This is a genomic window from Akkermansia sp. 54_46 (genome assembly GCF_001917295.1).
Lineage (GTDB): Bacteria > Verrucomicrobiota > Verrucomicrobiia > Verrucomicrobiales > Akkermansiaceae > Akkermansia > Akkermansia muciniphila.
On the sequence record NZ_MNUD01000005.1, the window covers coordinates 1 to 26,581 of the forward strand.

At 55.4% G+C, this 26,581-nt stretch carries 14 protein-coding genes and 1 pseudogene; 6 read left to right on the plus strand and 9 right to left on the minus strand.

Translation table 11 applies throughout. From position 1 onward, the window contains the following. Positions 1 to 455: 455 nt before the first annotated feature. The 3 genes from BHW66_RS01920 to BHW66_RS01930 all read left to right on the plus strand — a co-directional run bounded on the left by BHW66_RS01920 (position 456) and on the right by BHW66_RS01930 (position 4,373). Entirely contained in the window at positions 456 to 2,537 is a 2,082-nt protein-coding gene (locus tag BHW66_RS01920; protein ID WP_186438918.1) for an AMP-binding protein, read from the plus strand. A 3-nt stretch (positions 2,538 to 2,540) separates the two neighbouring features. Next, entirely contained in the window at positions 2,541 to 3,905 is a 1,365-nt protein-coding gene (xseA, locus tag BHW66_RS01925) for an exodeoxyribonuclease VII large subunit (RefSeq protein WP_182916091.1), read from the plus strand. Positions 3,906 to 4,046: 141 nt separating this feature from the next. Beyond that, positions 4,047 to 4,373 (plus strand): hypothetical protein, encoded by a 327-nt coding sequence (locus BHW66_RS01930; protein ID WP_012420751.1) that lies wholly within the window; start codon positions 4,047 to 4,049, stop codon positions 4,371 to 4,373. Positions 4,374 to 4,742: 369 nt separating this feature from the next. Here the strand turns inward: BHW66_RS01930 and BHW66_RS01935 are convergent, their stop codons facing one another. The 3 genes from BHW66_RS01935 to BHW66_RS01945 all read right to left on the minus strand — a co-directional run bounded on the left by BHW66_RS01935 (position 4,743) and on the right by BHW66_RS01945 (position 9,196). Further along, positions 4,743 to 6,335 carry a hypothetical protein gene (locus BHW66_RS01935; RefSeq protein ID WP_286688836.1) on the minus strand — a complete coding sequence of 531 codons (1,593 nt, stop codon included), beginning with the start codon at positions 6,333 to 6,335 and terminating at the stop codon, positions 4,743 to 4,745. A gap of 77 nt (positions 6,336 to 6,412) precedes the next feature. Further along, positions 6,413 to 8,062 (minus strand): tetratricopeptide repeat protein, encoded by a 1,650-nt coding sequence (locus BHW66_RS01940; protein WP_256151040.1) that lies wholly within the window; start codon positions 8,060 to 8,062, stop codon positions 6,413 to 6,415. Positions 8,063 to 8,299: 237 nt separating this feature from the next. Continuing rightward, positions 8,300 to 9,196 carry a hypothetical protein gene (locus BHW66_RS01945; protein ID WP_286688837.1) on the minus strand — a complete coding sequence of 299 codons (897 nt, stop codon included), beginning with the start codon at positions 9,194 to 9,196 and terminating at the stop codon, positions 8,300 to 8,302. 10 nt (positions 9,197 to 9,206) lie between these two features. Between BHW66_RS01945 and BHW66_RS01950 the strand changes: the two genes are divergently transcribed. Next, positions 9,207 to 9,446 carry a hypothetical protein gene (locus tag BHW66_RS01950; RefSeq protein WP_128153530.1) on the plus strand — a complete coding sequence of 80 codons (240 nt, stop codon included), beginning with the start codon at positions 9,207 to 9,209 and terminating at the stop codon, positions 9,444 to 9,446. A gap of 14 nt (positions 9,447 to 9,460) precedes the next feature. Here the strand turns inward: BHW66_RS01950 and hisD are convergent, their stop codons facing one another. Further along, positions 9,461 to 10,759, minus strand: coding sequence for a histidinol dehydrogenase (gene hisD / locus BHW66_RS01955; protein ID WP_182916088.1), 1,299 nt, complete (start codon positions 10,757 to 10,759; stop codon positions 9,461 to 9,463). Between the two features lie 201 nt (positions 10,760 to 10,960). Between hisD and sucC the strand changes: the two genes are divergently transcribed. Both sucC and sucD read left to right on the plus strand, forming a co-directional pair. Next, positions 10,961 to 12,142, plus strand: coding sequence for an ADP-forming succinate--CoA ligase subunit beta (gene sucC, locus BHW66_RS01960; RefSeq protein ID WP_065530007.1), 1,182 nt, complete (start codon positions 10,961 to 10,963; stop codon positions 12,140 to 12,142). 21 nt (positions 12,143 to 12,163) lie between these two features. Then, positions 12,164 to 13,051 carry a succinate--CoA ligase subunit alpha gene (gene sucD, locus BHW66_RS01965; RefSeq protein ID WP_031931203.1) on the plus strand — a complete coding sequence of 296 codons (888 nt, stop codon included), beginning with the start codon at positions 12,164 to 12,166 and terminating at the stop codon, positions 13,049 to 13,051. Positions 13,052 to 13,246: 195 nt separating this feature from the next. Here the strand turns inward: sucD and BHW66_RS01970 are convergent, their stop codons facing one another. From BHW66_RS01970 to BHW66_RS01985, 5 genes and pseudogenes are all read right to left on the minus strand, one after another. Next, entirely contained in the window at positions 13,247 to 14,065 is an 819-nt protein-coding gene (locus BHW66_RS01970; protein ID WP_145983775.1) for a hypothetical protein, read from the minus strand. A gap of 546 nt (positions 14,066 to 14,611) precedes the next feature. Then, complete coding sequence (locus tag BHW66_RS01975) at positions 14,612 to 18,997, minus strand: hypothetical protein (protein WP_343124353.1); 4,386 nt, start codon at positions 18,995 to 18,997, stop codon at positions 14,612 to 14,614. Positions 18,998 to 19,000: 3 nt separating this feature from the next. Next, a pseudogene (locus BHW66_RS12775) lies at positions 19,001 to 19,348 on the minus strand (hypothetical protein); the annotation flags it as partial. 146 nt (positions 19,349 to 19,494) lie between these two features. Next, positions 19,495 to 24,849, minus strand: coding sequence for a hypothetical protein (locus BHW66_RS01980; protein ID WP_286688838.1), 5,355 nt, complete (start codon positions 24,847 to 24,849; stop codon positions 19,495 to 19,497). A 35-nt stretch (positions 24,850 to 24,884) separates the two neighbouring features. Beyond that, the gene (locus tag BHW66_RS01985) at positions 24,885 to 26,579 is read right to left on the minus strand and encodes a hypothetical protein (RefSeq protein ID WP_286688839.1); all 1,695 of its coding nucleotides are present in this window, start codon (positions 26,577 to 26,579) and stop codon (positions 24,885 to 24,887) included. Positions 26,580 to 26,581 lie beyond the last annotated feature (2 nt).

The window sequence follows — 26,581 nt, forward strand, 5'->3', positions numbered from 1 at the left end:
CGCTTTGCGCGAAGCCGGGGTTGCCCAGCAGAGAGACGTTCGTTTCCCCTCTCCGGTCTCCCAGGTCCTGCGCCGCGTTGACCCGGATTTCCGCCAGCGTTTCATGTCCGAAGATGTTGCTGCCTACCAGGCCCATTCATCAGTAAGTAAATATCGGAACAGCTGGTTTACGGAAACGCCTTCGCAGGAGATAACGCCAAATCCAGGCAATCCCGTGAAAAACAATACTCTTCCCATAAAAAACGTACCGAGCCGGGAAAGGCTTCCGAGACCGGTCCGGATAAAGGAAAAGCAACCGGGAATGCACCTTTCCTCCTTGCTCCCGGCTCTTCAAGTTGCTAAAATGCTTCAAGCAAATTTTTTATCCTTTTCCCATGGCCATTTTTGGTTCCTCCAATTTATCCGACTCAGGTGATCTGTTGATCTTCAACAAAGTATCTTATAAAACCCTACTGATGTTCGAAAAAGAACTGGGCAGGGACCGCATGACCTACCTGGTGGAAGAAGGTCTCCCCCCGGATACGGCCACCGCCTCCCATCTGGAATCCACTAAAGCGGACGGCATCCTGTTCCAGGCCGGAGGCAGCGACCCTGTCGCGCTGCGTTCCGCCATCATGGAACGCATTAACGAAGGCAGAAGAGTAGTATTTCTGCCCGGTCCCGTCTCCCATGTGAAAGGTTCCATCAGCCAAATTCCTCCGCGGGTCATCAAGGCCCTGGAAGCCCTGCATATTTCCCCCGTACCGGTCTATGCCGGTTTTTACACGAACTCCGTGCTGGATGCGGAGGCCGATACGGACGCCCAGGCGGACATCCAGATACATATTCTCCCCAAACTGGCCCCCGGGGCCGAGATGGCAGCACGCCTGACCTCCGCGTGGCTGGAATGTTCCGCCCAGGCATACGCCACGCTGCCTCAGCTCCACGGTTCCCTGTCCGCCCTCCTTTTCCGCAGCCTCAAACTTCATTCCGATTGCCGGGTCATCGACGGCATTGACGACACTACGCTGACTTACGGCCAGCTGCTGGCCATTTCCGTAGCCTTTGCCAAGAGGTTGAAAAAAATTACCTCGAATCGCCGGGTCGGCATCATTCTTCCGCCGGGCAAGGGAGCGGCCATAGCCAATCTGGGCTGCCTGTTCGCCGGGAAAACACCGGTGAATTTCAATTATTCCGCTTCGGAAGGAGCCTTTGCCAGCTCTGTAAAGCAATCCGGCGTGGACTGGTTTATTACTGCGGATACCTTCATGCGAAAGCTCCAGAATTTCCCGTGGCCCCCCCAGCGGGATCTGATCCTCATGGAGCGGGAAATTCCCCTGCTTAAAGGTTCCGCCAAACGCTGGGGCCTCGCCATCAAATTCCTGACAGCGGGGTTCATGATTAAAAAACTGGGGCTGGACGCACCTACAGGCGCGGACGAAGCCGTGCTGATGTTCACTTCCGGCTCTTCCGGGGAACCCAAGGGCGTGCCGCTGACCCACCACAACCTTCTTTCCAACATCTCTCAATGTTCCTCCCGCATTACGCTGGAACCGCAAAGCAGGTTTCTGGGAAGCCTGCCCGTATTCCACTGCTTCGGCATCACCATCGGGCTATGGTATCCGATGATCGGCGGGTACGACATGGTCACCTATCCATCCCCTCTTGAGGCCAAACGGCTGGGAACCCTTATCAAGCAGTACGGAATCAGTCTGGTAGTCACCACGCCCACCTTCCTGCGCGGTTTCATGAAACGCTGCGAACCGGACACCTTTAAAACCGTCCGCTACCTGATCGTTGGCGCGGAAAAACTGCCGGAAGACCTTTCCGCCGCTTTCCGGGAAAAATTCGGCATCATTCCATGCGAAGGCTACGGCCTGACGGAAGCCTCTCCCGTCTGTTCCGTCAACTTCATTGACCCGGCGCCATCCAATGCCGCCGGAGACTTCATTCCCGGCATGAAAAAGAGTTCCGTAGGAGCCCTCCTTCCCGGAATCGCCATACGCATCACCAGCCCTCACACGGGACGCGTGGTTCCCATCACTACTTCCGGCATGATCTGGCTGAAAGGCCCGAACATCTTTCCCGGCTATCTGGGCGGTCCGGAGACGGATCGCGATATTTTCGTGGACGGCTGGCTAAAAACCGGAGACATAGGTTCCGCAGACGAATTCGGCTTCCTGAAGATTGAAGGACGCATTTCCCGCTTTTCCAAAATAGGTGGGGAAATGGTGCCTCATGAAGCCCTGGAAGCAGCCATTATGAACATTTGGAATCTGGATCCGGCGGACGAAGAACGGCGGATAGCCGTCGTCACCATTCCGGACCCCGTAAAAGGGGAGGCCGTAGCCCTGCTCACCACCCTGGTGACGGATTACGTGCACCAGGCGCGCACCCTCATCAGGCACGGCCTGATTGACCAGGGGCTGCCGGCCCTCTGGTGCCCCAAGGAGATTATTCCCGTAGAACGCATCCCGGTGCTCCCATCCGGCAAGCTGGATATCAAGCAATGCAGGATGCTGGCGTATGAAGCGCTGAACATCCCCTTTGAACCGTAATTTATGGAATTCCCGGAGGAAACGCCCGCCGCGCCCAAACCCATCACAGTCAAACAGCTCGTTTACCGCCTGAGAGACACGGTCAGCATCGCTGTGGGCACCCAGTGGGTGGTGGGAGAACTGAGCAACGTCAAGCATCACACCAGCGGCCACGTTTATTTCACCCTGAAGGAACAGGGAGCGGAAATTTTCTGCGCCTTTTTCAAGGCAGCGGCTTCTAAATGCCCCATACGGCTCCAGGAAGGGATGAAAGTCCATGTCCTGGGCAGCGCCACCGTATACCCGGACCGGGGGCAACTCCAGCTGGTCATCAGGCAGGTAAAAGCTGCAGGACAGGGAGATTTGCAGACTCGCTTTTTGGAGTTGAAAGCCAAACTCCAGCGCGAGGGGTTGTTTGACGCGGAACACAAAAAGAAAATTCCCACGTTCCCCCGCGCCATCGGCATCGTCACCTCCCCCACCGGCGCCGTCATCCAGGACATACGGCACGTATTGGAACGCCGTGCCCCGTGGGTGAAGGCTTATCTGCTGCCCGTACGCGTGCAGGGGGCAGGAGCGGAGCACGAAATAGCCGCAGCCGTGCGCGCTTGGTCCGGAGCGCCCTTCAACGGTCTCCCGCCCGTGGACGTGCTCATTGTAGGCCGCGGCGGCGGCTCCATTGAGGATTTGTGGAATTTCAATGAGGAAACGGTGGCGCGCGCCATTTACGAATGTACCGTTCCCGTGATTTCCGCAGTGGGTCATGATACGGACTTCACCATTGCCGATTTTGCGGCGGATCTGCGCGCACCCACTCCCACCGCAGCCGCGGAACTGGCCACACCGGACGGCCCTGAATGGCTCCGCAAGCTGTCCAGAATGGAACAGGCTCTTCATGCATCCGCTCGGCATTCCCTCTTGCGTTCCAAGCTGAAACTGGATGTTTACCTGCGAGGGAAACTGTTGGATGCGTATTCCCTGCTCTCTCCTTATTCTCAGCGCCTGGACGATATGGAAGAAACTCTGCAGAATGCCGCAACCACGAGAATTTTTCATAATGCGCTTCATATTAACAAATTGGAACATCAACTGCAAATGCGCCATCCCGCCCACAGGAACCGGGAGCGTACACAGCTTCTGGCCTCCCTTCAGGCCGGTTTATCCCATGCAGCCGCCGCCCGCATGACGGATTTATCTTCACAACTCACTCTTATTCAAGCACGTCTTGAAGCACACAGCCCGGAACAGACCCTGCGCCGCGGATATGCCCTGGTGGAAAACCAGGATAAGCAGCTTATCCGGCAGACAAACCAGGTGCATGCAGGGGAAAAATTGAAAATCCGTGTTTCCGACGGTTGTTTTTATGTCAGGGATGACACGCCACAATAACCTGTCCACAAGCATCTAGTAGTGCATTTTTTGCACTCAATCTAACAAATTGTGTTTTTTCTGGATTTTACAGGAAATGGAACTTATTCTAATAAAAGCTTATCACTGCTTCTATCACCCGGTCCCATAACTTCTGTTCATATGCCTTGTAAAAACATCACCCGTTACACTTACGAAACAACGGCCTTTCAGGGCTATCGGTTGGCGATCTGTAAGAACAAGCGTTTATTCACCCGTTATTTCTCCGATTCTCAATACGGAGGCGCTGACGCGGCGCTTCAGGAAGCCATGAGGGTGAGAGATAATATTTTCAAACTTTTCGAACAGGGCAACCTTACGGTTAGCCAAATTTTCGCAAAATATACTGTGCGCTCCCGCCGTCAATCCGCAGCTGACCGCCGTGAAAAAATGGTTCATGGAAAAAGGGCTCTCAGCCATGTAAGGCAGAAAGCCAAAGTCCGCAGCTGAAGGTTCCGCGGAAGCTGTTTTTCAGCTCTGCTTGAGAGTATGGAGCATACCGGAAACGTTACATTTGCCCCAAAAAGAGGCATATAGTTTGTTGAGGGCCTAAAATCCATTTTTTCTCTCCGGAATGCCGGGTACCCGTCGATACAGGGAAACGGAACCTGTGCCAAAGCTCTTTGATGACGCCAAGGGAGATTAAAGCGGCACATTTCCTTAAAAAGCCCCTTCAGCCTCACGTAGCTGACCGCAGGTATCCCGCTTTGGTCAAGCTCCCGACCGGAGCCTCTGGGAACTCTGAGCCCCTCCGGCATCTGCCAATGGAGAACTTTGCCTTTCCAAAAAAGGAACGGCCTAACTGAAGGAAGGGGTCTGCTATCTGCGGCGTCGGCGCGAAGCAGGCCTCTCCGGTTCTTCAGCCGGCACCTCTCCTATCTTCCCCAGCACCCTGCGGGCCTCTGTGGTTCGTTTTTGCTTGAGGCACACACCAGCCCAGTTGCGGTGAATTTCATTGTAAAGCTCTCCCAACTGGATGGAGGCCAGATTGTTCCGGAGTTTTTCCTTATCTTCCGGAGTCAACGCATCCCACTCCGCAATCAACTTTCCATATTGGGACTCCGACAGAGCCCATTGTTCCCTGCCGGCGCTTATCTCCGCCTGAAGATTCAGAATGACCGGCTGAAGAGCCTGAACAAACGTGGTATTTTCACGAGCCACTTTCATTGCCTGCTCCAGATACTTCACCGCCTGATCGTAATCCCGCGCCTTCAGGAAAGCCGCGGCAACATTCACATCTTCATAAGCCCGTTTCACCAAAGCCTCTGCCTGGCTGTATTTTTCAAGCTGGGACCGCATGGACGCAATATCCTGGCTCAGGCTGGAGCCGCTCAAAATACGGGGAGCATCCACGCCAAGCGTCATGGCTGCCCCTTCTGCACGGGACAGCAGGCGGGAGGCCTCTCTCAAATCCCCCATCTGCATCCTTACCCGTGCCAAGGCAAGCATTGTCTCCGGCGTGCAGTCCATCTCCGTTTCAGCTGCACGGAAGCAGATCAGAGCCGCTTCCAGCTGGTCGGCCATGGCCTTCAATTCCTCCTGGGAATACTTCCGGCGCGTGTTCAGCGGCATCTTCAGTTCATTCAGAATAATGCGGCCCATGTCCGGATTGGCGGTCAGGCGGAATTTAGTAAGAAGCTCCCGGGCAATCGCACTCCCCGTGCCACCGGGCAACCCGGTGGTCCTGTCTGGCAGAGTATCCTGAAGCAACAGGATTTTCACCATGCTCTTCACATCCTCCGGTTTATTCAGCATGCTCCTCATGACAGGAGAAACAGCCTGCTTGCACAACGCGGAAAAACGCTCAAACCTGGCCTGGTCGTACGCATAATGGATTAATGGCTCCAAGCACGCTAAACGGATGGAAACCTGGTCTTCCGGCGTATTTTTCAAAATCACTTCATAAAGCTTTTCCGCCACAGCATCATGCTTGCGGCGGGCGAATTCCCTCGCCCAGTTCAGGCTGACGCCCAGAAGGCGGGTATGGTCCTCCGCCGCCATGGAGGAGGAAGCAGCCAGCTTTTTTTCCAGAAGAGCAGCCAGCATAGGTTCGGATTCTTTCAGCATGCCGCGCCGGTCCATTTCCACCGCCAGAAGCCATGCAAAGGAATCTCTGGCTTCGGGAGAATTCATCCATTCCACCTGCTTGTCCACGGAGGATGCCATCTGCGCCAGCTCTGCATCGGAACCGTTCCATGAAGCCAGCATATCCTGCAAATGCCCCATGGCCTGCGTCTGGCTGTGCACCTCATGAATGGTCGGCTTGAACCACCCTTCTATCGTAGGCCAGTACTGGATGTAGCCGAACCAGAGTCCTCCCAGGAGGATCAAAAAGAGGACCGGCTTCCAATAAGACTTTTTCTTGCGTGCGGGGCGGTAGGGCTTACTGGAAAAATGGCGCTCGGAACTCATGCAGGCATTGAGCCAAAAAGACGGCACAAATCAAGCAAAATAAACGCCTCGCAACGTCTTACGAAGCCCCTCGCATCCTACCTCCGTGAAGATCTGGAGTTCACGGAGGGTCTGCGCCCGGGGGATGCCATGCGCACCCGGGGAAAACCGGATTCCTTCCAGCAGTCATCCGCTTTCTCCTTCATGCCCAGTTCGTCATAACAGCGTCCAAGCTGTTTGTAATTCTCCGACCTCTGTTCCCCTTCCAGCATGGGAAGAACCGCCTCAAAAGCCTCTGCCGCCTCCTTCCATTGTTCTCCGTCACACAGAGCGTACGCCTTACATAAATAAGACTGAACCAGCAAATCCCTGCGTTCCGCCCCCTCCACGCATTTCAGCAGGGAATCCACCGCTCCGGCATAGGCAATCAGGGCGCCCTCCCTGTCCCCCGCCATATCGCTGGCAAGCCCCAGGGAATAATATACGCGGCCCAGGGACAGAAGATCCGAGGCGAAATGGGACTTCCGCAACTGAAGAGCCTTTTCCAGGTTCTCCCTGGCCTTGCCCCCCTCCCCGGCATCCAGCCATGCCTTGCCCAGCCCTTCGCGGGACTGGGCGGAAATGACGGGAGAAGCCGAGCTGTTGGCAATGGCCTTTAAAAAATCCGCCCGGGCTTCCGGAGAGGCCTTGCGCAAGATGTTGACCCACCCCCTCTGATCATACAACCCGGCCCAAAAGGCATGGTCCGCCGGCAGCACGCCGCGGGCAGCGCCTTCCGCCTGGTAAAGATAAGCCAGGGCCTCCTCATAATTCCCCTGCTCCGTAGAAATACGGGCCAGGCCGCGCAGGGCATTGAGGCAGTCGTTCAACAGGTAAGAGGCATTTTCCGAACCGGAAAGGCCCTTTAAAAACAATTCCCGTGCCTCATCCTTCCTGCCGGCTTCCAGCATGGCCTCCCCCATGCTGATGCTGGCCAGGGCCAGGTCTCCAGTGGTCTTGTCCGGCTGAGAACAAAGAGCCAGAGCCTTCTTGAAATACTCGCGCGATTCCGGAATGCGTCCCGTAGTACGTGCCAGCCTTCCCTGGGCGGCTAAAAGCCTGGACCTGACAGGGAGGGCATCCGGCCCCAGATGCGCGGCGGCATCCACCGCACGCTGGAGCAACATATTAGCCTGTTCATTCCTGTTCAGCATCTGGTCAATGGAACTCATGGTCTGGAGCGTCCGCACCAGCGGCTCGGCCATTCCTTCCTTCTCATATCCCTCCTCAGCGGTTTTCAAATAATCGTAGGCGGAAGTGTACTGGTGCTCCGCCAACAGAGCCTTTGCCACGGCATCCGCACGGGGAGCCCATACCCGATAGTGCCCGGCGGCGTATCCGGCGTCAATTAATTCCCTGGCCGCAGGAAGAGCAAGAACGACGCCACCCCGGCTAATCAGCTCACGGGTGAGACCCCAGGCAGTTTCTGTCCGCAGTTCCGGATCCCTGATCCATGCAAGGCGTTCCTCCCGGTTGTCCAGAATGCCGGCCAGGCTCTCGCGCGAAGCAAAAACATCCGCCATGAAGCGGGACAAATTCTGCATGGCCTTTTCATCGCTTTTCTGCACCACCACCGGCGGAGTAGTCAGCATCCCTTCATCATAGCCGATGCGGTACGCCATGTGGTACGTCAGGAACTCCAGCAACATCACAAGCACGCACAAGCACAGGGCAATCAGCCACTTGGTACGCGGGGACAGAGGGGGCAAAGGAGAAGACGCCTGCATAACAAGTGCATAACGTTACCGGGCGTTCCCCGAATTTCAAGCTTTTTGCACGGGAAGGAATCCTCTGCCTTTCCTGAAAGTGGATAAAAAAGAACCTTCAACAATCTGCCAGCCGTCACTTGGAACCGGCTCAAAAGAACCCTCCCTCCCGTTTTTCCGACCATGGAAATTCCCATAATTCTGCCGGGGACTTCCGCCGAACCGGATGCACCCCCTTCCTCATCCATCCCTGCGCTTTCGTTCGGACACGCGGTACAACTGCCAGGCATTCCATAAATTATGCCACAGTACATAAAACGTGGGGCCCAGAGCGGCAATGGGGCTGGCATACGTCAAAGCCAGATAAATGGACAGGGTGGTATTCTTCTGCCCTAATGCCTGGCTGCACTCCGCAGCGCGCGTGCGCCCCCCCAGCAAATATCCCAACCCGAAATTGACCCCGCAAACCAGCAGGGCAATCACGCCAATCTGTTCCAAAACACGTTCCGAAATGCCCTCACGGGAGGAAATATCATAAGAGGCGTTTGCGGCTATCAAAACCAGAATCACCACCCAAATGCCAAAAGTGACGTCTTTCAACTTCCTGGGCCACGCGATGGCGCGAGGATAAAAGCGCCGCGCCGCTAATGCCAGAGCCAGGGGAAGTAACATTACCAAGGAAATATTCTGGGCCACGTTCAGATAAATCTCAAAACCGCCCCGCCCAACAACCGCCGGCAGGATGAAAGGCAGCAAGGTGCAGATAATACCGTTAATTAGCAAAAGGGCGGTCAGCATAAACTCCACGCTGCCTCCCAGCAGCCCCATCACCACGGGAGCCGCCGTGGCTGTAGGCATGATGCCTACGAAAAAAGCGGCCTGTGCCAGATACCCATCCCCAAAAACAAGGCGGCACACACCCCATGCCGCCAGGGCGACCATCAGATTAGCCCCCGTCAGGAGCCAGTGAGCCCGTTCCGGCTTCATTCGTTTGAAGCGGATGCCCAGAAAGGTTACAAACAGCATTACTACCAGCATCCACTTGAATGTCCAGCTGTACACATGCAGGCCGGGCATCATGTACCCCGCGATGAAGGCCGCCACAATGGCAAACGTGCGGATGAGGGACTTGAACATGAGGAATACGGTGAAACGATTACGCGGGATTTCCGAGCAAATGGATGAAACCGCCCATCCGATGAGCGTTCCATCCCGACAAATCTCGCAAACGGGTCGGCAAGCCGACTACCATGCTCTCAGCAACGGCCCCCACTCCACCCCCATGATGCCGGGAAACGCCCATATAGCCATGTCCGGCAACAAGGAGATCTTCTGCAACGGGCAACCGTTCCCTGATTCCCTGCTGTTGCATCATGGAGAGCATTGAGGAAAATTCCGGGATTACCGGTTCACGCGGGCGGCGCGAACCTGAATGGAGTGGTTGTGGGCGTCCAGCCCCTCCACCCGGGCAAACTCCGCCACATACGGGGCGGAGTTCAGCACGGCATCCCGGTCCATGCGCACCACGCTGGTGCGGCGCTGGAACTGGTCCGCCCGCAAGCCGGAAAAAGACTTGCCGGCGCCGCCGGTAGGCAGCGTATGGCTGGGACCCGCCAGAAAATCCCCGCAGGCTACAGTAGAAAGGGAGCCTGCGTAAATGGCGCCCGCCGTCCTGATGCCATTAAGTACGGCCTCTTCATCCCGAGTGACAAGCACCAAATGCTCCGGCGCAAAGGCATTAACCAGTTCCACCCCTTCCTGAATGGAAGAAACCAGAAAACCGTAGGCATGCTTGTCCAGCACCTCCCGGATGATGGATCCGCGGCTCAGCAGGGCGGCCTGGCGTTCCACTTCCGCATCCACCTGCTCCAATAACGCCTCTGATGTAGTGACAAAAACAACTACGCTGTCCGGGCCATGCTCGCCCTGCGCCAGCAGGTCGGCAGCCAGAAACTCTGCATCCGCAGTATCATCCGCCAGCACCATTACTTCACTGGGTCCGGGCAGCAAATCAATGGCAACAGCCCCCACCAACTGGCGTTTGGCCTCCACCACAAAACGGTTGCCGGGACCAAAAATCTTTTCCACCGGTTTCACGCTCTCCGTCCCCAGTGCAAGGGCGGCTATCGCCTGAGCGCCCCCTATCTTGACAATTTCCGTCGCGCCGGAGGCTTTCAGCGCATACAAAAGTGCGGGATTCACCCGGCCGTCCGGCCCGCAGGGCGTAGCGGCCACAATCTCCCGCACGCCGGCGGCCTGAGCAAAACCGCCCGTCATGATGGAAGTGGATACCAGGGGCGCTTTCCCTCCGGGAATATAAATGCCCACACGGTCGTACGGAAGGAACCGCTCCGCCACCTCCACGCCCTGCGCATTTACGCCGGACCAGTCCTGCCTGCGGCTGCGGTCTGAAAAATAATGGATATTTGCCAGAGAGACGGCAATGGCCTCCTTCACACTCCCCTCCACCATGGCCTCCGCTTCCGCCAGCTCTGCCTCCGTCACGAACAGGGAGGAAGAATCAAGATGTACCTTGTCAAATCTGGAGGCATAGTCAAAAAGGGCTTCATCCCCGCGCGCGGAAACATCATGGATAATAGCGTTCACGGTATCCCTTACGGAATCCTCCGGGAGGGCGCGGCGGTTCATCCGGCGCTTCATTTCGTCAAAGCAGGTATCGGAAGGACGGTAAATTTTCATAAAAAGTCTCTACAGAAAAACGGGAAGGAAGTTTCCCAATCTTTAAGCACGCAGTCAAGCCTTCTGTCCTCTTTGATTTCCAACAGGGCTTCACGGCACCTCCGGACAAAAAATCAAAAGACCAAACCATTCTCCCTTGACCGACATCAAAAATAGTCCTAGCCTTTCTTCCGCAAACATTTGGCCAAACGGCCCACTGTCATGAACATTCACGAATATCAAGCAAAACAACTCTTTGAGCGTTTTGGCGTGGCTACCCCCAAGGGCATTGCCGCCGCCACAGCTCAGGAAGCAGCACAAACGGCCCGGAACATGGGCCTCTCCCAATACGTAGTTAAGGCACAGGTACACGCTGGCGGCCGTGGTAAAGGCACCTTCAAAAACGGTTTTAAGGGAGGCGTCCACGTCGTCAAGTCCGTGGAGGAAGTGGAAGAAGTCGCCGGCAAGATGCTTAACCAGGTTCTGGTCACCAAGCAAACCGGGGAAACCGGCAAGCTGGTCAGCAAAATCATGGTGGCGGAAGCCGTGGATCTCAAAAAGGAATGCTACTTCGCCATTCTTCAGGACCGCGCCCGGGAATGCCCCGTTATCGTGGCCAGTACGGAAGGCGGCATGGACATTGAAGAAGTGGCTGCCACCCGCCCGGAAGCCATTATCCGCGAACACATTGACCCGGCGCTGGGCATCCTGCCTTTCCAGGCTCTCAAAATCGCCGTGGCGCTGGGACTGACCGGTCCCCTGCTCCGCCAGACCACCAAGCTTATCACCAACGTTTACAAGCTTTTCACCGCTCTGGACTGCTCTCTGGTGGAAATCAACCCCCTTGTAGTCACCACGGATGACCGCGTGTGCGCTCTGGACGCCAAATTCAATTTTGACGACAACGCCCTGTACCGCCACCCGGAAATCATGGAAATGAGGGATGAAACGGAAGAAGACCCCCGCGAAGTGGAAGCCGGCAAGTACGACCTGAACTACATCGGCCTGGACGGCAACATCGGCTGCATGGTGAACGGCGCCGGACTGGCCATGGCTACGATGGACATCATCAAATACTACGGTGGCGAACCCGCAAACTTCCTGGACGTAGGAGGCTCCGCCACGGAGGAAATGGTAACCAACGCGTTCCGCATCCTCACCAGCGACAAAAACGTGAAGGCCCTTCTGGTCAACATCTTCGGCGGCATCATGCGTTGCGATGTCATTGCCCAGGGCATTGTGGCTGCGGCGAAAAACATCGATATGAAAATCCCGCTCGTCGTACGTCTGGAAGGCACCAACGTGGAAATCGGCAAGAAAATCCTTGCAGACAGCGGCATCTCCATTATCCCTGCCGACAACCTGGACGAAGCCGCCCAGAAAGCGGTGGCAGCAGTTAAATAACCCTCACTATTTATTACGACAATGACACCTCTCATTGACAAAAACACCCGTCTGGTCGTGCAAGGCATCACCGGAAGCGCCGGCGCGTTCCACGCCAAAAACTGCATGGACTTCGGCACCAATGTGGTTGCCGGTGTGACCCCCGGCAAGGGCGGTCAGCTCTTTGAAGGCAAAGTCCCCGTCTTCGATACTGTGGCGGAAGCCAAAAAAGCTACGGACTGCAATGCCTCCATGATTTTTGTTCCTCCGCCCTTCGCAGCGGACGCCATCATGGAAGCTGCTGACGCGGGCGTTAAACTCATCGTCTGCATCACGGAAGGCATTCCTGTGCAGGACATGCAGAAGGTGAAAACCTTCCTGAAGGACAAGGACGTAACCCTCATCGGCCCGAACTGCCCCGGAATCGTCAATCCTTCCGCCAACTGCAAGATCGGCATCATGCCGGCCTACATCTTCAAACCCGGCAGAATCGGTATTGTCTCCCGTTCCGGAACGCTTACCTATGAAGCCGTCTGGCAGGTTACCAACATGGGCCTTGGCCAGAGCATGTGCATCGGCATCGGCGGCGACCCTGTCCATGGCATGACCCAGCAACAGGCCGTGCAATTCTTCACGGAAGATCCGAACACGGACGCCTTCATCATGATTGGCGAAATCGGCGGTTCTGAAGAAGAAGAAGCTGCTGAATGGATCAAGAACAACTGCAAAAAACCTGTTGCCGCGTTCATCGCAGGAGCCACGGCGCCCAAGGGCCGCCGCATGGGCCATGCAGGAGCCATCGTTGCCGGAGGCAAAGGTACTGCCGCCGCTAAGCAGGAAGCCTTGAAGAACGCCGGTATTGTGGTTGCCAAGACACCGGCTCAGATGGGAGCCGCCCTGGCGGAAGCCATGAAAAACAAGGGGATGTAACCTCCCTCTTTTTCACCTTTTCATATCCAGCGCCTTCCCTTGCCGGAAGGCGCTTTTTTCATGATAAAACGGAGTTGATTACATCACGCGGATTTTATCTGAATTGCAACGGAGGCTATTCCCTCCGCTTAGTGGGCGAACCCTCTGTAAAAGACATATTCTTATTTTGTTCTTCACAAAGGGCATTAACATTCTTTATTTGATATTTCCGTTGATAGTTAACACATTGAACTTAATAACCCATACCCACGGATTCAGTTCAGCGGAACCGGTTCCCTTTATTTTTTCCCACAAAGAGAAGAAAGATAACCGGGCAAAAGCCAACCCCGCAGATTTTCCCGAGTAATCCCTCCATAAACAGGCATCCGTTTCTTCATCGTGCCAAACACATTCAATGCCCTCCATCCGTGCATCGTTCGTCGTAATGTCCAAAAACCGCTCAACTCTGATTTCCGTAATTTCCAGTAAAATCCGGGAAGCCCAACGCGGCATGTGGATCGAAGGAATAAACTGCCTGCGGGCATTTTTTGATATCCATCCGTCTGGATATGACATTGGCAAACAAACGCCATCAGCAGAATAAAGCCATCCAGAACGGCTATTATGGCAAATCTCCTCCTGCACCCACAAACGGTCGCCAACTTTCCCGTAGGGACATTCAATCCACGGGATAAAAATATCTGAAAACTTTCCGCTTCCTTCCTCGGAAACAGCCAGCCACGAGCCGGACTCTTCTATAAATTCCTGAATCTCCCACCCTCTTTCTTTCAAAGCTTCAGGGAGATCATTAAACTGGTTCAGGCCGCACGTGCGGCGGGTTTGATTTTTGTGCTCGCCGGGAGTGCTGTATTCCTGCAGCAATGCCCGAATCATATCTGCTTCAAATTGGATAGGATGTTCTTTAATATTGTTATTCATGGTCTTGACCATTGATAACACCAGATTATTCCAAAATCCGTTAAATCCTCCGCAGATTAAAAAAAGACAGAGCCCATTCTGGAGTGGCTGTTCCATACTTTCCCACACATCCTGAAGCTGTTAACATATCCGATGCGGCCGTGAACCACTCCGAGACCGGCGCATGAACCACATTCGTGTCCATTCAATTCCGGGCACTCTCCACTTTTACCAGCCACGGCAGTTTTATCCTGTCCATCTCCTGCAACAACTAACTTACATTCAAAAATTTATATCATCATTCACACACACAAATACCCTCAGGGACAGCCTCCAGTCCAGACCTTTTTCCAAATGCACCTATAATTATCCTGATGCCTATAATAAGGATATTAGAAAAAACGCTGGCTATACATCCTAACCGGCGTTTTTGGCCTAAGTTATTCAATTTCAAATGAAAAAATAAAAAACTAAAATAAGACAATCAGACCAGCAAATAATTCCCCAGCATCTAATCCCCTGGTTTGCAAAGAAAAAGAGCCTAAACCGTTAAAGTGCAGGCTCTTCAAAAAAGAAAGGCTTTGGCGGAGCGGGAACTATTTTAATTATTTACAATTAGAATATTACATAAAAATGACATTATAAATGGCATTACCTGCCATATCACTTCCACTTCACTCCCTTCTCCTTCAGCTCAGTCACAAACTCCTCATACTCCACCTCACTCATCGTCCCCTTCAACTTCTCTACCAGCTCTTTCCTCTTATCTTTCTTTACCCGGCTCACAGCCTTCACAACCTCGGAAGCTCCATCCATCTTCACCCGGTTTTCCATCAACTTCCTCTCTTCTTTATCCAGTCCGACATCCTGATACACTTTCATCCGGCTTGAATAATCCAAACCTTTCACTCGCGCCATCAACTCCTTCCTCTCTTCCATTTTTGCTTTCCGTTCTTCCTTCTCTTCTTTTTTGGTCGCTTGGATCAATCTCTGCTGCTCTCTGGCTTTAGCCATCTCATTATCCCACAGATGCCCCCATGTTCCGGCCATACTCTTCGTCTCTTTCACAATACGCCCCATCACCTGCACCGCAGCTCCAATCTCCGGCCTTCCTGCCGCCGCAAACAATCCCATACCATTCAACCCTCTTCCCAACTGATTCATTACCTTCCCATACTCCTCTTCCTCACCGTTATACATCCTCACTACACCTTCTCCTCCTCTCCATAACGCCTCAGCATGATCGACCATCGTATTACTAAACTTCATGTACTTTTCGCCAGCCAGTTTTGAATAGATGAACTCTATTACCTCAGCCAATCCAAAAATACCGGAAAACGCCCCCATCGCTCCACTCACCGCAAACCCTTTCCACCTATCCCACAAATCCAACTCTTCCTCATCGTCACCTTGCCCCATCACCCACTTGAGAAACTCCACAATCACCTGATTCATGATTCCGTACACCACCCACGCCTGACCAAACCGCCACGCAGCCTCTCCCATACCAATCTCTCCTCTCTTCCACTTCGCAATCGCCATATAACTCAACGCTATCTGCTTGCGCGGATCAGAGCGGAACATCATAAACATACGCCCCAGCGCGTTCGCATGAATCTCCCAAGGGCTCTTCTGCTCTGTCTCAATAGGTTGAGCTGTCCTCCGCACCGCCTTGTCCAGCGCGGCCAACGCCCTCTGCTCCACAACCTCATCACTCAATCCCTCTTTCATGGCTTTCTTCTTGGCCGCCATATACGCAATACCCCCGGAAAACGTTGTAAATGCCGCATCAGTCAATCCAATCGGCAACATCCCGGCTTCCACGGCATCCCCCAGCATGCTCACCTTCATCCTGTTCGCCGTCAAAGCCTGCCTCATTTCAGGACTCATGCCCTGCATCAGCCTTTGTTGGATCGTCGGACTCTGCCAAACCTCCGCCAACTGTCCCGGATTCGCCAATGCCCCAATAAACCCTTTCATGGCATCTGAGGGGGACATATCCGCCATGCTGGAAAACATGGCCGGGAGCTGCTTCAGACACGTCTTCAGGTTATATGAAAGCGCACCCTGAGCCATCGCCCCCAACACCCGGCTCACTACTTGCTGAGCTTGTCCGGCTCCGCCCGAATCCTGCGAACCGTCAAATTCTAAATCCTTCACCCACTTGGTCAAATGTGTCCTTGCCTGCGCCCCATGCACCGCATCAATCTTGTTCCCCAGCTCTCCATTCAACAACACCGCCTTCATATCCCTCATAATCTCCGCAAAACTCGCCCAGTGATCCATCTGCATACTGTGCGCCCAATACGCATTCACACAACTCACCACACGCGGCAGCGCATAATGCTTCCGACGCATCTTGATGCTCCCCACACTCAGCCATCCGCTCCCTCTGGACTCCATCGGATCAACGGCTTCAGCGGCATTATCCGTCACGAAAAACCCCGGAGCATAATTCTGCACTTTAGGCATATCACACCCAAACAACCTCCTGTACACCTCATTATACTCCTTATATCCCCGCTCATACTCCTCCCCTAAATACTCCGCCACCCGCAACGCCCGCACATCAATATGATCCCTCACCTTCCCAATCGCAGCCTCGTCAAAACCCAACGCCTCCAGATTATCCTCATACTCCGGCATCGCGGACATCTGGAGCAAATACGCCGCCTCCAAATCGCTCATCTCCATCTCCACCAGCTCCGCGCCCTGCTCCAGCCATGAAAACTTCACAAACTCCTTCCTGCTCTTCGCCGGAATCTCGCTCAACGCCATCTTCAGGGCATCCATCGCCTTCTGATTCTTCGCCCACTTCGGCATCTGCTCTGCTTCCATCTTACCCTCCGCAACCGCCCGCGCCTCTTCAATCCGCACCCGCTCACTCCTGAACTCGCCTGGCATCTTCACCTCAATCCCCCAAGTCCGATTCTCGCTTAAATCCTTCAACATACCATCCACCACACGCCTCACGCCCAGCTTCACCTGACCATCCACCTTTCTGTCAGCCCTCTTCAAAAACTCCTCCGGCCTCGCAATCCGGTACAAGGCACCGTAATACCGCAACACTCGCCTCTGTCGCACATCATTAAACTCCAGCCGCGCCTTCCTGATGCCCTCTGCAAAATACTCCGTCACCTTCCCCTCTCCAAACAAATCCTCCATCAAATTCTCAAAACTCACAAACCCCCGCACCAAATTCCGCATCCCCTTACCCACACCCACATCATGCTTCGCCGCTCCGGTGCGCTCATTCACGCTCACCGGCTGCTCACGCCCCAGCCCCTTCCCGGCCTCATCCAGCAAATCCGCAATACGCTCACGCCGATCCTCCCAAAACGCCTCATTCGCCAGCCTCCCGGCAGCATACATCTCCTTCAGGGCATCCAGCGCGGCCTGCACTCTTTCCAAATCAGCCGTCAGCCTCCCGTGCATATTCCTCTCATACAACCCGCCAAACGCATCCAGCGCACGTACCCACTCCACCGCCTCATCATACTCAGCCCCGCCAATCAATGCCTTCTCCTCCACCACCTTCTCAGCCGTATTCTTCGCCGTTTCCAGCTCATCCGCATCCAACTCCAACGCCCTCTCCACCATATCCAGCCGCTTCTGAATCTCCGCATTCATCTTCCCACGCCGTACCCGGTTCTCGCCCACACTTGCCGCCGCCCATTTTCTAAACCGTTCAAACTCCTTAAATCGGCTCTTCTTCCCTTCATTCACAATATGCCAATCCACATACTTCACCATACGCCTCAGCGCATTCATCCTCCCCCTCCACGTCTTCTTCTCCATCACCTCCTCCCGGTAGGAAGCAACAACCTCCGGCCTGATCCCCCCGCGCACATCCCTCGGCAGCTCCGTCACCACGGCATCACATACGGCCATCACGGCCAGCATCCGCTCCCTCACAGCCTCATCATCTCTTCCCTGCTCATCCTTATACACTCCATCCCTTGTAAACCCGTTCGCCTGCAACGCGCTCTCCAGCCGTTTCTGCATTGCTTCATACAACCTTGCTTCCTGCTCGTAAGCCTGCCCCTGCACAGCCGTCAAATAATCCCACACACTCTGCCCGCCACGCATCATCCGCATGGAAAAAGATACATCAGAATTCCTTGAATTAAATCTCTTGGAAAGAGGTATAACCCTCTCTTCATAATTAAACCGGTAGGGAATCAGGGAGAACTTCTTCTTTTCGCTATCCCATTCTCCGGGATCGTACCCTTCATACTCTCCATTCTCGTCTCTTACCTCTACAAGATCATAAGTGACAGGGTCCAGCAGCTTACGGTTATTCTTCGTATTGCGATAGGCATAATTCACCCCGTCATCGTACCCCCACTCGCAAATATCATCCCCGTTCCAATACACATCCTTGATGGACACCCTGTGTGAAATAATCCTGAATTTTCCATCCAGGCTGGACTCTCCGTGTTCGCGGGCATACTCCATGGAGGGAGTTACCCAATCGCCGCCCCGGAAATCACCTTCCTTAATCTCACGGGGGACAGCCCTGTACATGGCAATCGCCGGTATCTTGTTGTTCTTCCCCTTTTCCAGAAGAGACCTCCTTTGCTCCATAGCACGCCTCACGGCGGACAAAGCATTCATGTGAGCATTATCCCAGCCCAGTTCAAGATTCCGGGAGGAATCAAGAATCATTTCTTCCGGGATGATTCCGAACCCATCCGCCATATCCAGTAGGCTGACTTCCCCATTCTTCTGCCGTTCCTGCGGGATATCGCCGGACTTGCTCGGAGCCCTGTGGTCCATTTTCCAGCTATCATCTACGACATACCCTTTTGCCTTGGCAAACTCATTCACCATGCGCTGGGCTTTCTCCATATCGCCTTTCTCCACGGCATCCAAATACTCCCGGTCAAGTGCTCTAAGTCCCCTGACAGAAAACGTAATATCCGGGTTCTCGCTGTCAAACGTACCCCGGTTATCCGTGGCAGACTTGATCTGTGTAGAATCGAAAGCGACGAAAATGACACTACCCGGCACACTGCCTCTGATGCCGTCATTTTCCGCATCCAACATCAAATCATTAGGAGCGGGATTCCTGATATTAAGAAAACATTCGAGGATATTTCTTCCATAACTCTGTGCCGTATAGTAATCCGAGGCAAAATAAAACCCGTCTCCGTAAAGATTCTTTCCCTTATTTTTCTTGGCGCCGCCTGAACGCATCATGCTTTTCTCAAACACCGTAAAGCCTCGATTCTGCGTCCCATGATACACCACCAATGGCTCTCCGTTCTCGTCAACTACCTTGGAGGCCTGCTCCGGGTCATGCTCCCAATCCCCAAACCAATTCTTAAACGCCTCCGTGCGCACAGCAAGCCATTGGTCTTCCGTCAACTTCGTTTCTTTCCCATTCGGGGCCTTCATGAACGTGCCCTCAGTTTCCGCTTTCTTCTTAATATCCGCCTTTTCCCTTATAGAAAACGTTGCCGACCCATCCACATAATCCGCCCACTCTCCCCCGGTGCTCTCATCCGCAAACGCCGTAATCTTAATATCGTTGCCATCAAAAATCACGTAATTATACGTCTGCTCTTCCTCCGCTTTCCCGCGGGTATAGCCGTCTGCGTACCTGATGCCTTTAATATCGCTGGACAGCAAAGACACGCTGGCGGCCTTCTGTGCCTCCTGTTTCGTGCCATCTTCTCCATCCCAAAAACGCTCACGTTTTCGCCGCGGTAATCCGCCCGGCTTTCGGCACGTTCCAAAGCATACCGCACCTCTTCCACCGGGGAATCCTTCAACAAAGAAAGAACCGTCTCGTCCACGTAATCCCAGCCCAGCAGCTCGGAATCCTCTACATTCAACTCTACCTTGTAATTGGAAGGCATGCCCGTCCTAATCTCTATCTCGTCCAAGTGGTCAAGCAGAGAAAGCATAAAGCCTTCCAGCTGTTCCAGCTTCTCCAGCGTCTGGTGGTACGTACTCCCGTATTCCATGGAATGTTGAATGTCCTCGCGCAACTCTTTCTTAATCGCTTCTATCTTTCCCTCATCCCCTCTGGCGTCAGACAAATCGCCGAGAACAGTCCAGATCATATCACTCGCATCTTCCTTCACCTCCGGCAGGGCATCCTTCGGCAACAACCTGTCATACAGGGCTTGATGCATCACCTCCATATTGGAAGTCTCCACATCGCCGAACTTCCATGTCGCATTATCCTGCGCGAACCAGTTCATATAATCCCGGTTCACCTTCTCTGACTCCGCAAAATACAGCCCCCAGCCATACGCCTGCGCTCCCTCGCCCTTGCCCATGAACGCCGTATCAAACTTCCGGAAACTGTGAGGACTTGCATGCAGAGCGCGGACAGACATCGTTACATCGCCATCCGGCTTCACCACCACCGCATTCTCCGCAGCCAGAACCCCATGCTCATCAAAACCACCTTGCGCCTCCACATCCTGCACACTCACCTCACGCCCTTCTCTTCCTTGTCCAGCTAAATCTCTGTCAACATAATTGACAAACTCCTTCAACAACGCTACCCTTCCCTTGTGGGGTACTCCATCCCCTGCCTCGCCCGTGTTTGGGACGCGGGGTCGTTGCAGGGTGGCGGAAGTACCCTTCATGCTATCTACGTCCTCCACCGTGGAAGCATCCAGATCATAAAACAACTCCCCATTCTTCCCCTCTGCCACGGCAATATTCACATAGGCCAAATCAGCACTCCCATCATCGGAAGCCCCCTTGAAATCCGCTTTCGTCAAATAATAATGAAATCTGGCTATATTAGGCTTACGTTTCAAATCTGAATTCTCGCCGGAATAAATAAACTCAGCCCGCCCGGCCAACTCCGGCAGCACGGCTAACGCAGCTAAAACCCGTCTATCGGCTGCATGCTGTTTCACTTCCCTCCACCCCTTGCCTCCCACCTGCACCCGCTTCCCGTCCCCCATCACCAGCGCATACCCCTGTTCCTGAGTCTCCTTCTGCAACACTCTATACCGTTCCCGAATATCCCCCAGCGCATCCTTCAAATCAGAAGCATACGCTGCCGGCACATCCGCAGCAACAGGCTCCATCCCCTCCACCCGGTGGAACGCATCAGCCACACGCCGGGCCTCCGCCATCGGTACGCGCCTTACCCTGTCCCCCATGCTGAAACTCACCTCCTGCCCTTCCCCTCGCGCCGCATACCGCTTATACCCATACACCACGCTATCATACACCGCGCTCAACAACTCCCCGGAATCGGCAAAATCAAACCCGGCCTCATTCGCCGCCTCCAGCACATCGGACACACGCCCTTCCCGGCTGAAAAACTGCTCTGCACGCGCCACCACCCGTTGCTCAAAACTCTTCCCCAGCGTACCATCCTTCCTGCGTCTGCCCTTGGCCGTCCGCGTCGTCGTCAGGGCATCATAAATCCGTTGCAGCTCTCCGGTTAAATCGGAACCGGCCTCAGCCGCCGTCTTCGGGTGCGGCAGCCTCCCGGCCACCCACTCTCCAATCTCCGGCACATCCCCCATCGCCTCCGCCTCAATCTGCGCCTGTTCCTCCCTCCTCGCGCGCTCCGCAATCGCCGCCTCGTCAAACCCGGCAAAATCATTCAACAGGCGGCGAAACTTCTCGCTCATCTTCCCCTGTACGTCCGCGCCCAGCATCTTCTTCGCCAGCATCACATCCTGTGCAAACTCAAAATACTTGGCAAACAACAAAGCGAACATCTTGAACCACCGCCGCAACTTATCCGGCAGCCTCTCATCGGAAATGTGCCCCATCAAATGTGCTCGCGCCGCCTTGCTCACCCCTTCGCAAACCGCCTGTAACCTGTCCACCCCTTCCCCGGTCGCCAAAAACGTCTCACCCGTTGCACCCTCCAGCCGCTTCAGTTCATCCTCAAACTCCGCCACCGTCCACTCATTATCCTTAATCAACACCTTCGTCATCCCCTCCGTCCACTCCTCATAAACGTCAAACGGATTAGCCCCCCGGTACAATCTGCTCACCACCTCATACCGTCCGTTCGCAAACTCCTGCGCCACATTGGCTCCGTACACCCGCAACCGGGCAGCATCCACCCCGGCCTCCACTCCCATCTGCGCCGCATAAATCCTCTCCCGGCCTTCGGCAGACTTACGCATAAAATCACCCTGTGTCTTCAACTGCGCCAACGTCATCGGCACACTCAACTTGCTCCGGTCAAAACTCATCCGCCCATCCTGCCCCACATCGCTCAAATGCTGCATCATCTCCTCATTCGCTTCATCCTGCACCCTCCCAACATACCCCTCATCCTTATCCCGGTACTGCCGCAAGCTGCTCTTCAGCCCGGCCACCACCTCATCCTCCCGTTCCTCCAAATGCCGCAGCACGGCCTCATACGCATCATCATACGTATCATAAAACTCCGGCCTGTCCCCCAGCTCCACCACATACTGCATCTCCTCCGTAAACTCATTCATCTCCTCGCGGATCGGACTCGCCCCGAACTCCCGCAACTGCTCATTCACAGCCTCCACATACTGCTTCATCGCCTCCTTCTCATCCACTTGCCTTCCACCCTTGCGCTCCGGCACAGGCCCATGCTCAAAACTCAGCACAGGCCCACTCCCCACCTCGCTCACGCCGCCGCTCTCCGGCCCCTTCACACCCACCACAGCACCCTTCCCCTCCTGCACCTCCGCTCCATCCACACGCACCTCATCCACCCCTCGCGCCGTCTCCGCCGCATGCGCTTCAGCGGCGGCCACCACATCCATCGTCCTCACCCCGCCGCGGGCAGCCAGCTTCCTCATCCCGTCCGCGTCACCCAGCCCCACCTTCACGCCGTCCACCTCCTTCCCATAATTTTGGCGCATAAAATCCTGAATCCCATCCTGCATCATCGCATACCGCGCCACGTCACTCTCCTCCGCCCGCATCCGGGCAAGCAGGGAATCGCTAAAACCAAACGTCCGCTTCAGCTTCCCATACTCCCGGCTCAACTGCCGCTGCATCCCGGCCTCAGCCGTAAACCGCGCCCCGGCCCCCACCAGCGCAAACGCCAGCACGGAACCAAACAACTCCATATTCTGGTCACGGTTCGTAAAATCCTTCCAAAACCGCTCCCAATCAATCCCCGGAGCCTCCCCGGCCATCACGGAAGCCAAACTCTGCATCACAGGATCGGCCAAATCCTGCAACTTCTCCGTCGTCATCTCCTCGCCCAGCACCATTCCCCCAGCCACGCCGGAACGCGCCCCTGCCCGCAGGGCGGAACTCTTCAGCCGCATCGCCTGACGGCTCAGACTCAACTTGCTCATCCACTTATCCACAAACGCGCTCCCGGACCTCAACCCCAGCATCCCCTTAGACACCATTGCGCCTGCCCTCTCTAACGCCCCTTGAACCGCGCCGCTCGCCGCCGCGCCTCCCAGCCTCGCCAGCCTGCCGCCATCTGGACGCTCCTGCACGGCCTTACTGTAACTATCCCCGGCATAAGACATCGCCGCCACTCCGGCCCCCACGCCGGAAAAACTCAACGCCGTAATCGGCACAGACCGCACCGCGCTCAACACCCCATTCCCAAACCACCCATACTCCGGCTTGTTAATCGGCCTGTACGTCCCCTGCGCCATCGCCAGAAAAGCATCCAGCCTCCGGCCATACTCATCCGCCGCCTTCGCGTCAGCCTTCAGGGCAGACCCGTCCCCGCCAAACAACTCCTTCACTCCCCCCGCCACATCCAACTGTGCGGCAATCCCGCCGCGCAGCAAAGACCTGATTCCATTACCTAAATCCTCCCAGCCACGGTTCCCGGCCTTCCATACATTCGCCATATAACTCCCCTCATTCCCGCCCTTGCGCTGCACAATCTCCGCCAGCGCATCCATCTGGGCATCCGTAAGGCCATCCATCGCCTTCAGGGCTTGGTGGATTGAAGCCATCCCCTCCGGCTGAAAAATCCGGTTCGCCGTCCCGTCAGCATACTTCACGGCCCACTCCAGCCCCTCCATCACGCGCGGCAATACCGGCTCCAGCCCTCGCCTTGTCCTCTCCGCATCCGCCTTCACCCATCGCAATGTATTCCCCACCTTCTTATACATATCCTCTCCCATTTGTCCCCTCTGCTCCCACAACGCCTGTCTTCCGTCCCCGCCCGTCAGCACAGCCTGCCTCACGCTCTCGGCAGCCCCCTTCAGCAACTCGTCAGCATGAGCATCCTCCTGCGCCCGCCTGCTGAGAAACCTGTACACCGTCAGCCCCGGCTTATTAAAATCAATCTGCTCCCCCTGCTCCTTCAGCCGTATAGCCATCTGTTCCAGTAGCGGAACCCCGTTTCGCGCCGAAACCTGATTCTCGGTATATCCTCCCTCATCCAACGCCCATCCCAGCACCAGCGACCGCGCTCGCAACTCATCCCCCAGCTCATTATCCGGGAAAAACTGCGCCTCAAACTCCTTCTTCACACTCTCCGGCACCTTCTTCAAATCCCCGTTAAACACGCTCCGGTGCCAATCCACCTTATCCTTTCTCCTCGCATACTCCGCCTCATCCTCCTGAGCACTCTTAAACGCCAATGCATCAGGAAACAAAGGCATGCCGCGCCTTGTCCTCTCATTAACATACTCCTGCACCTTGGCTCTCTCTTCGCCCAGCACGCGCTCCTTCTCCGCTTTCATCGGATCATCCCCGCCCTTCCTCAAATCGGCGGCCAACATCTTCCCGCGTTGCCAGCTCCGATAAGCGTCAGCCTGCCAACCCTCCCCCTTCTGCCGCAAATACCGATCCATTGCCGGATCAATCTCCACAGGGAACAACTGCCTGCCCTCTCCGTCATCATAAACAGCATTCGCGCTCTCTTCCAAAAACTTATCCCTCTTCCCGCTACGTTCAAATTCCCTCGCCTGAGCCGCTACCTGTGAAATATCATTACCAAACATAAAAACTTTTAACTATTAAACATTAACCAGAAACATCACTTCTCCCCATTCTCCCACGCCCACTTCTCCTCCACCACCCGCTTCAATGCCGCTACATCCTTGGCGGACTTCACATCTAAAACCTTGAATACGGCAGCATGGCACTGCCTCAAATCCTTCCCTTTCATACTCACACCCTCCAGAACCTTTCTCCATCCCTCCCTGTTCTGAGCCGGAGCACCCCAATCCCCATTCAGCGGAGGCAGCAGAGCAGCATTACCTTGCTCATTCATATCCACCCCCAACTCATCCAGCACCTCACTCGCGCCAACACTCTTCAGCTTCACTTCAGGCTCAGGAGCCGCCACACCCGGAACATTCTGACGGCCTGACAACTTCACCCCTGTACCATCCGCCGCCAGCCTCTCAGCCTGTGCCCTAATCTCCTCTCGGCTTGCCCCCGGATTCTCTCGTACCCACCGCTCCAGCCCCTGTCTCACCTGATAAGCCGCCGCCATAGACCTCTCATACCCGGCAAAATCTCCCTCTTTCTGCGTCTCTTTCCACTTCCCGAACACCTCTCCATCCACCATCCCCTCAACCACACTCGCCGCTTCCCTGGCCGCCCCCCGGAACCGTGCGGGCACATTCCCCACGGCCAGATCCTTCAGCTCCGCCATCATCCTCTCCTTCGTCGTCTTGGAAAGCATGGACGTGGCAATCTCCCTCTCCACCTCCGCATACATCGTCCCGTCAACATCCAAATCAGGCTCATACCCCCGCAACAAACCATCCACCCGCATAAAATCCTCCGGACTCGTGTACAACTCCGCCTCCTCCTTCCCCATCTTCTCCACAGCCTTCCTCCGCCGCTCTTCCGCCGCCCGCAAACTCATCGCGTCATCCACGGCTACGCGCCCCGCTTCCACATCCTTCTTCAAATCATTTCCCCGGAACTCCCGGCCCTCAAACGCATCCATCACATACCCCTGAGCCACTCCGGCCTGAGCCTTGCGCCTTGCCGCCTCCGCCTGTTTCCGGAACCCCTCAATCACATCCGGCCTACCCTTCACCGCATCCAGCCCTCCCGACTTCTCCAGCGCATCCAACCCATGAAAAGGATCTCTCTGAATCGCCGTCTGCACCCTGCTCTCCGTCTCCTTGAAACTCACATCCTGAAACATCAACTGCTGCTCATCCGGCTCCATCACCCCCTCCGCGCCAGCCGTCTGCACCGCTTCCCTCGCGCCATAATAATCCCCACCCCTCAGGCAAAAATCATACCTCGCCTTGAAAGACTTGGCAGCCCTCTCCTTACTCGCCAGCAACTCCCTGCGCCCGGCATCAATACGGCCCGTTGACGTAAACGCATCATACCACAGCCGCGCCCGCTCCTTCACCTCCGGCGTCTTAAACTTAACCTTGCGGAACATAGGCCCCAGCCTCTTGCTCACCAGCGCATTCCAGCGGGCCTCCCTCCCCGGCTTATTCCCCGCCGCCAGCTCGGCATTATCCCATAACCCTCTCTCCTCCTCCATCAACCTCTTCACATCCTCAAAACTCCCCGCATCGGCCATCCTGTCCGCCTTCTCCTGCAACCGCGCCCTCTCCTCATCCTCCCGCGCCAGCAACCTCGCCCCGGCCCCCATCTCCCCGGCCACCTCCGCCGCCGCGCGCGCCGGAGCCGTTGCGGCCCCCGTATCAGCCAGCACAGGCTCATGATACCCGCTCAACAAAGAAAACTTATCCATAT

Bases quoted from the DNA above. Each gene is read 5' to 3' on its own strand.
- BHW66_RS01980 (WP_286688838.1), bottom strand. From the start codon at position 24,849: ATGTTTGGTAATGATATTTCACAGGTAGCGGCTCAGGCGAGGGAATTT.
- BHW66_RS01975 (WP_343124353.1), bottom strand. From the start codon at position 18,997: ATGTTGGATGCGGAAAATGACGGCATCAGAGGCAGTGTGCCGGGTAGT.
- BHW66_RS01920 (WP_186438918.1), top strand. From the start codon at position 456: ATGTTCGAAAAAGAACTGGGCAGGGACCGCATGACCTACCTGGTGGAA.
- xseA (WP_182916091.1), top strand. From the start codon at position 2,541: ATGGAATTCCCGGAGGAAACGCCCGCCGCGCCCAAACCCATCACAGTC.
- BHW66_RS01930 (WP_012420751.1), top strand. From the start codon at position 4,047: ATGCCTTGTAAAAACATCACCCGTTACACTTACGAAACAACGGCCTTT.
- BHW66_RS01935 (WP_286688836.1), bottom strand. From the start codon at position 6,335: ATGAGTTCCGAGCGCCATTTTTCCAGTAAGCCCTACCGCCCCGCACGC.
- BHW66_RS01945 (WP_286688837.1), bottom strand. From the start codon at position 9,196: ATGTTCAAGTCCCTCATCCGCACGTTTGCCATTGTGGCGGCCTTCATC.
- sucD (WP_031931203.1), top strand. From the start codon at position 12,164: ATGACACCTCTCATTGACAAAAACACCCGTCTGGTCGTGCAAGGCATC.
- sucC (WP_065530007.1), top strand. From the start codon at position 10,961: ATGAACATTCACGAATATCAAGCAAAACAACTCTTTGAGCGTTTTGGC.
- BHW66_RS01970 (WP_145983775.1), bottom strand. From the start codon at position 14,065: ATGGAACAGCCACTCCAGAATGGGCTCTGTCTTTTTTTAATCTGCGGA.
- BHW66_RS01985 (WP_286688839.1), bottom strand. From the start codon at position 26,579: ATGGATAAGTTTTCTTTGTTGAGCGGGTATCATGAGCCTGTGCTGGCT.
- hisD (WP_182916088.1), bottom strand. From the start codon at position 10,759: ATGAAAATTTACCGTCCTTCCGATACCTGCTTTGACGAAATGAAGCGC.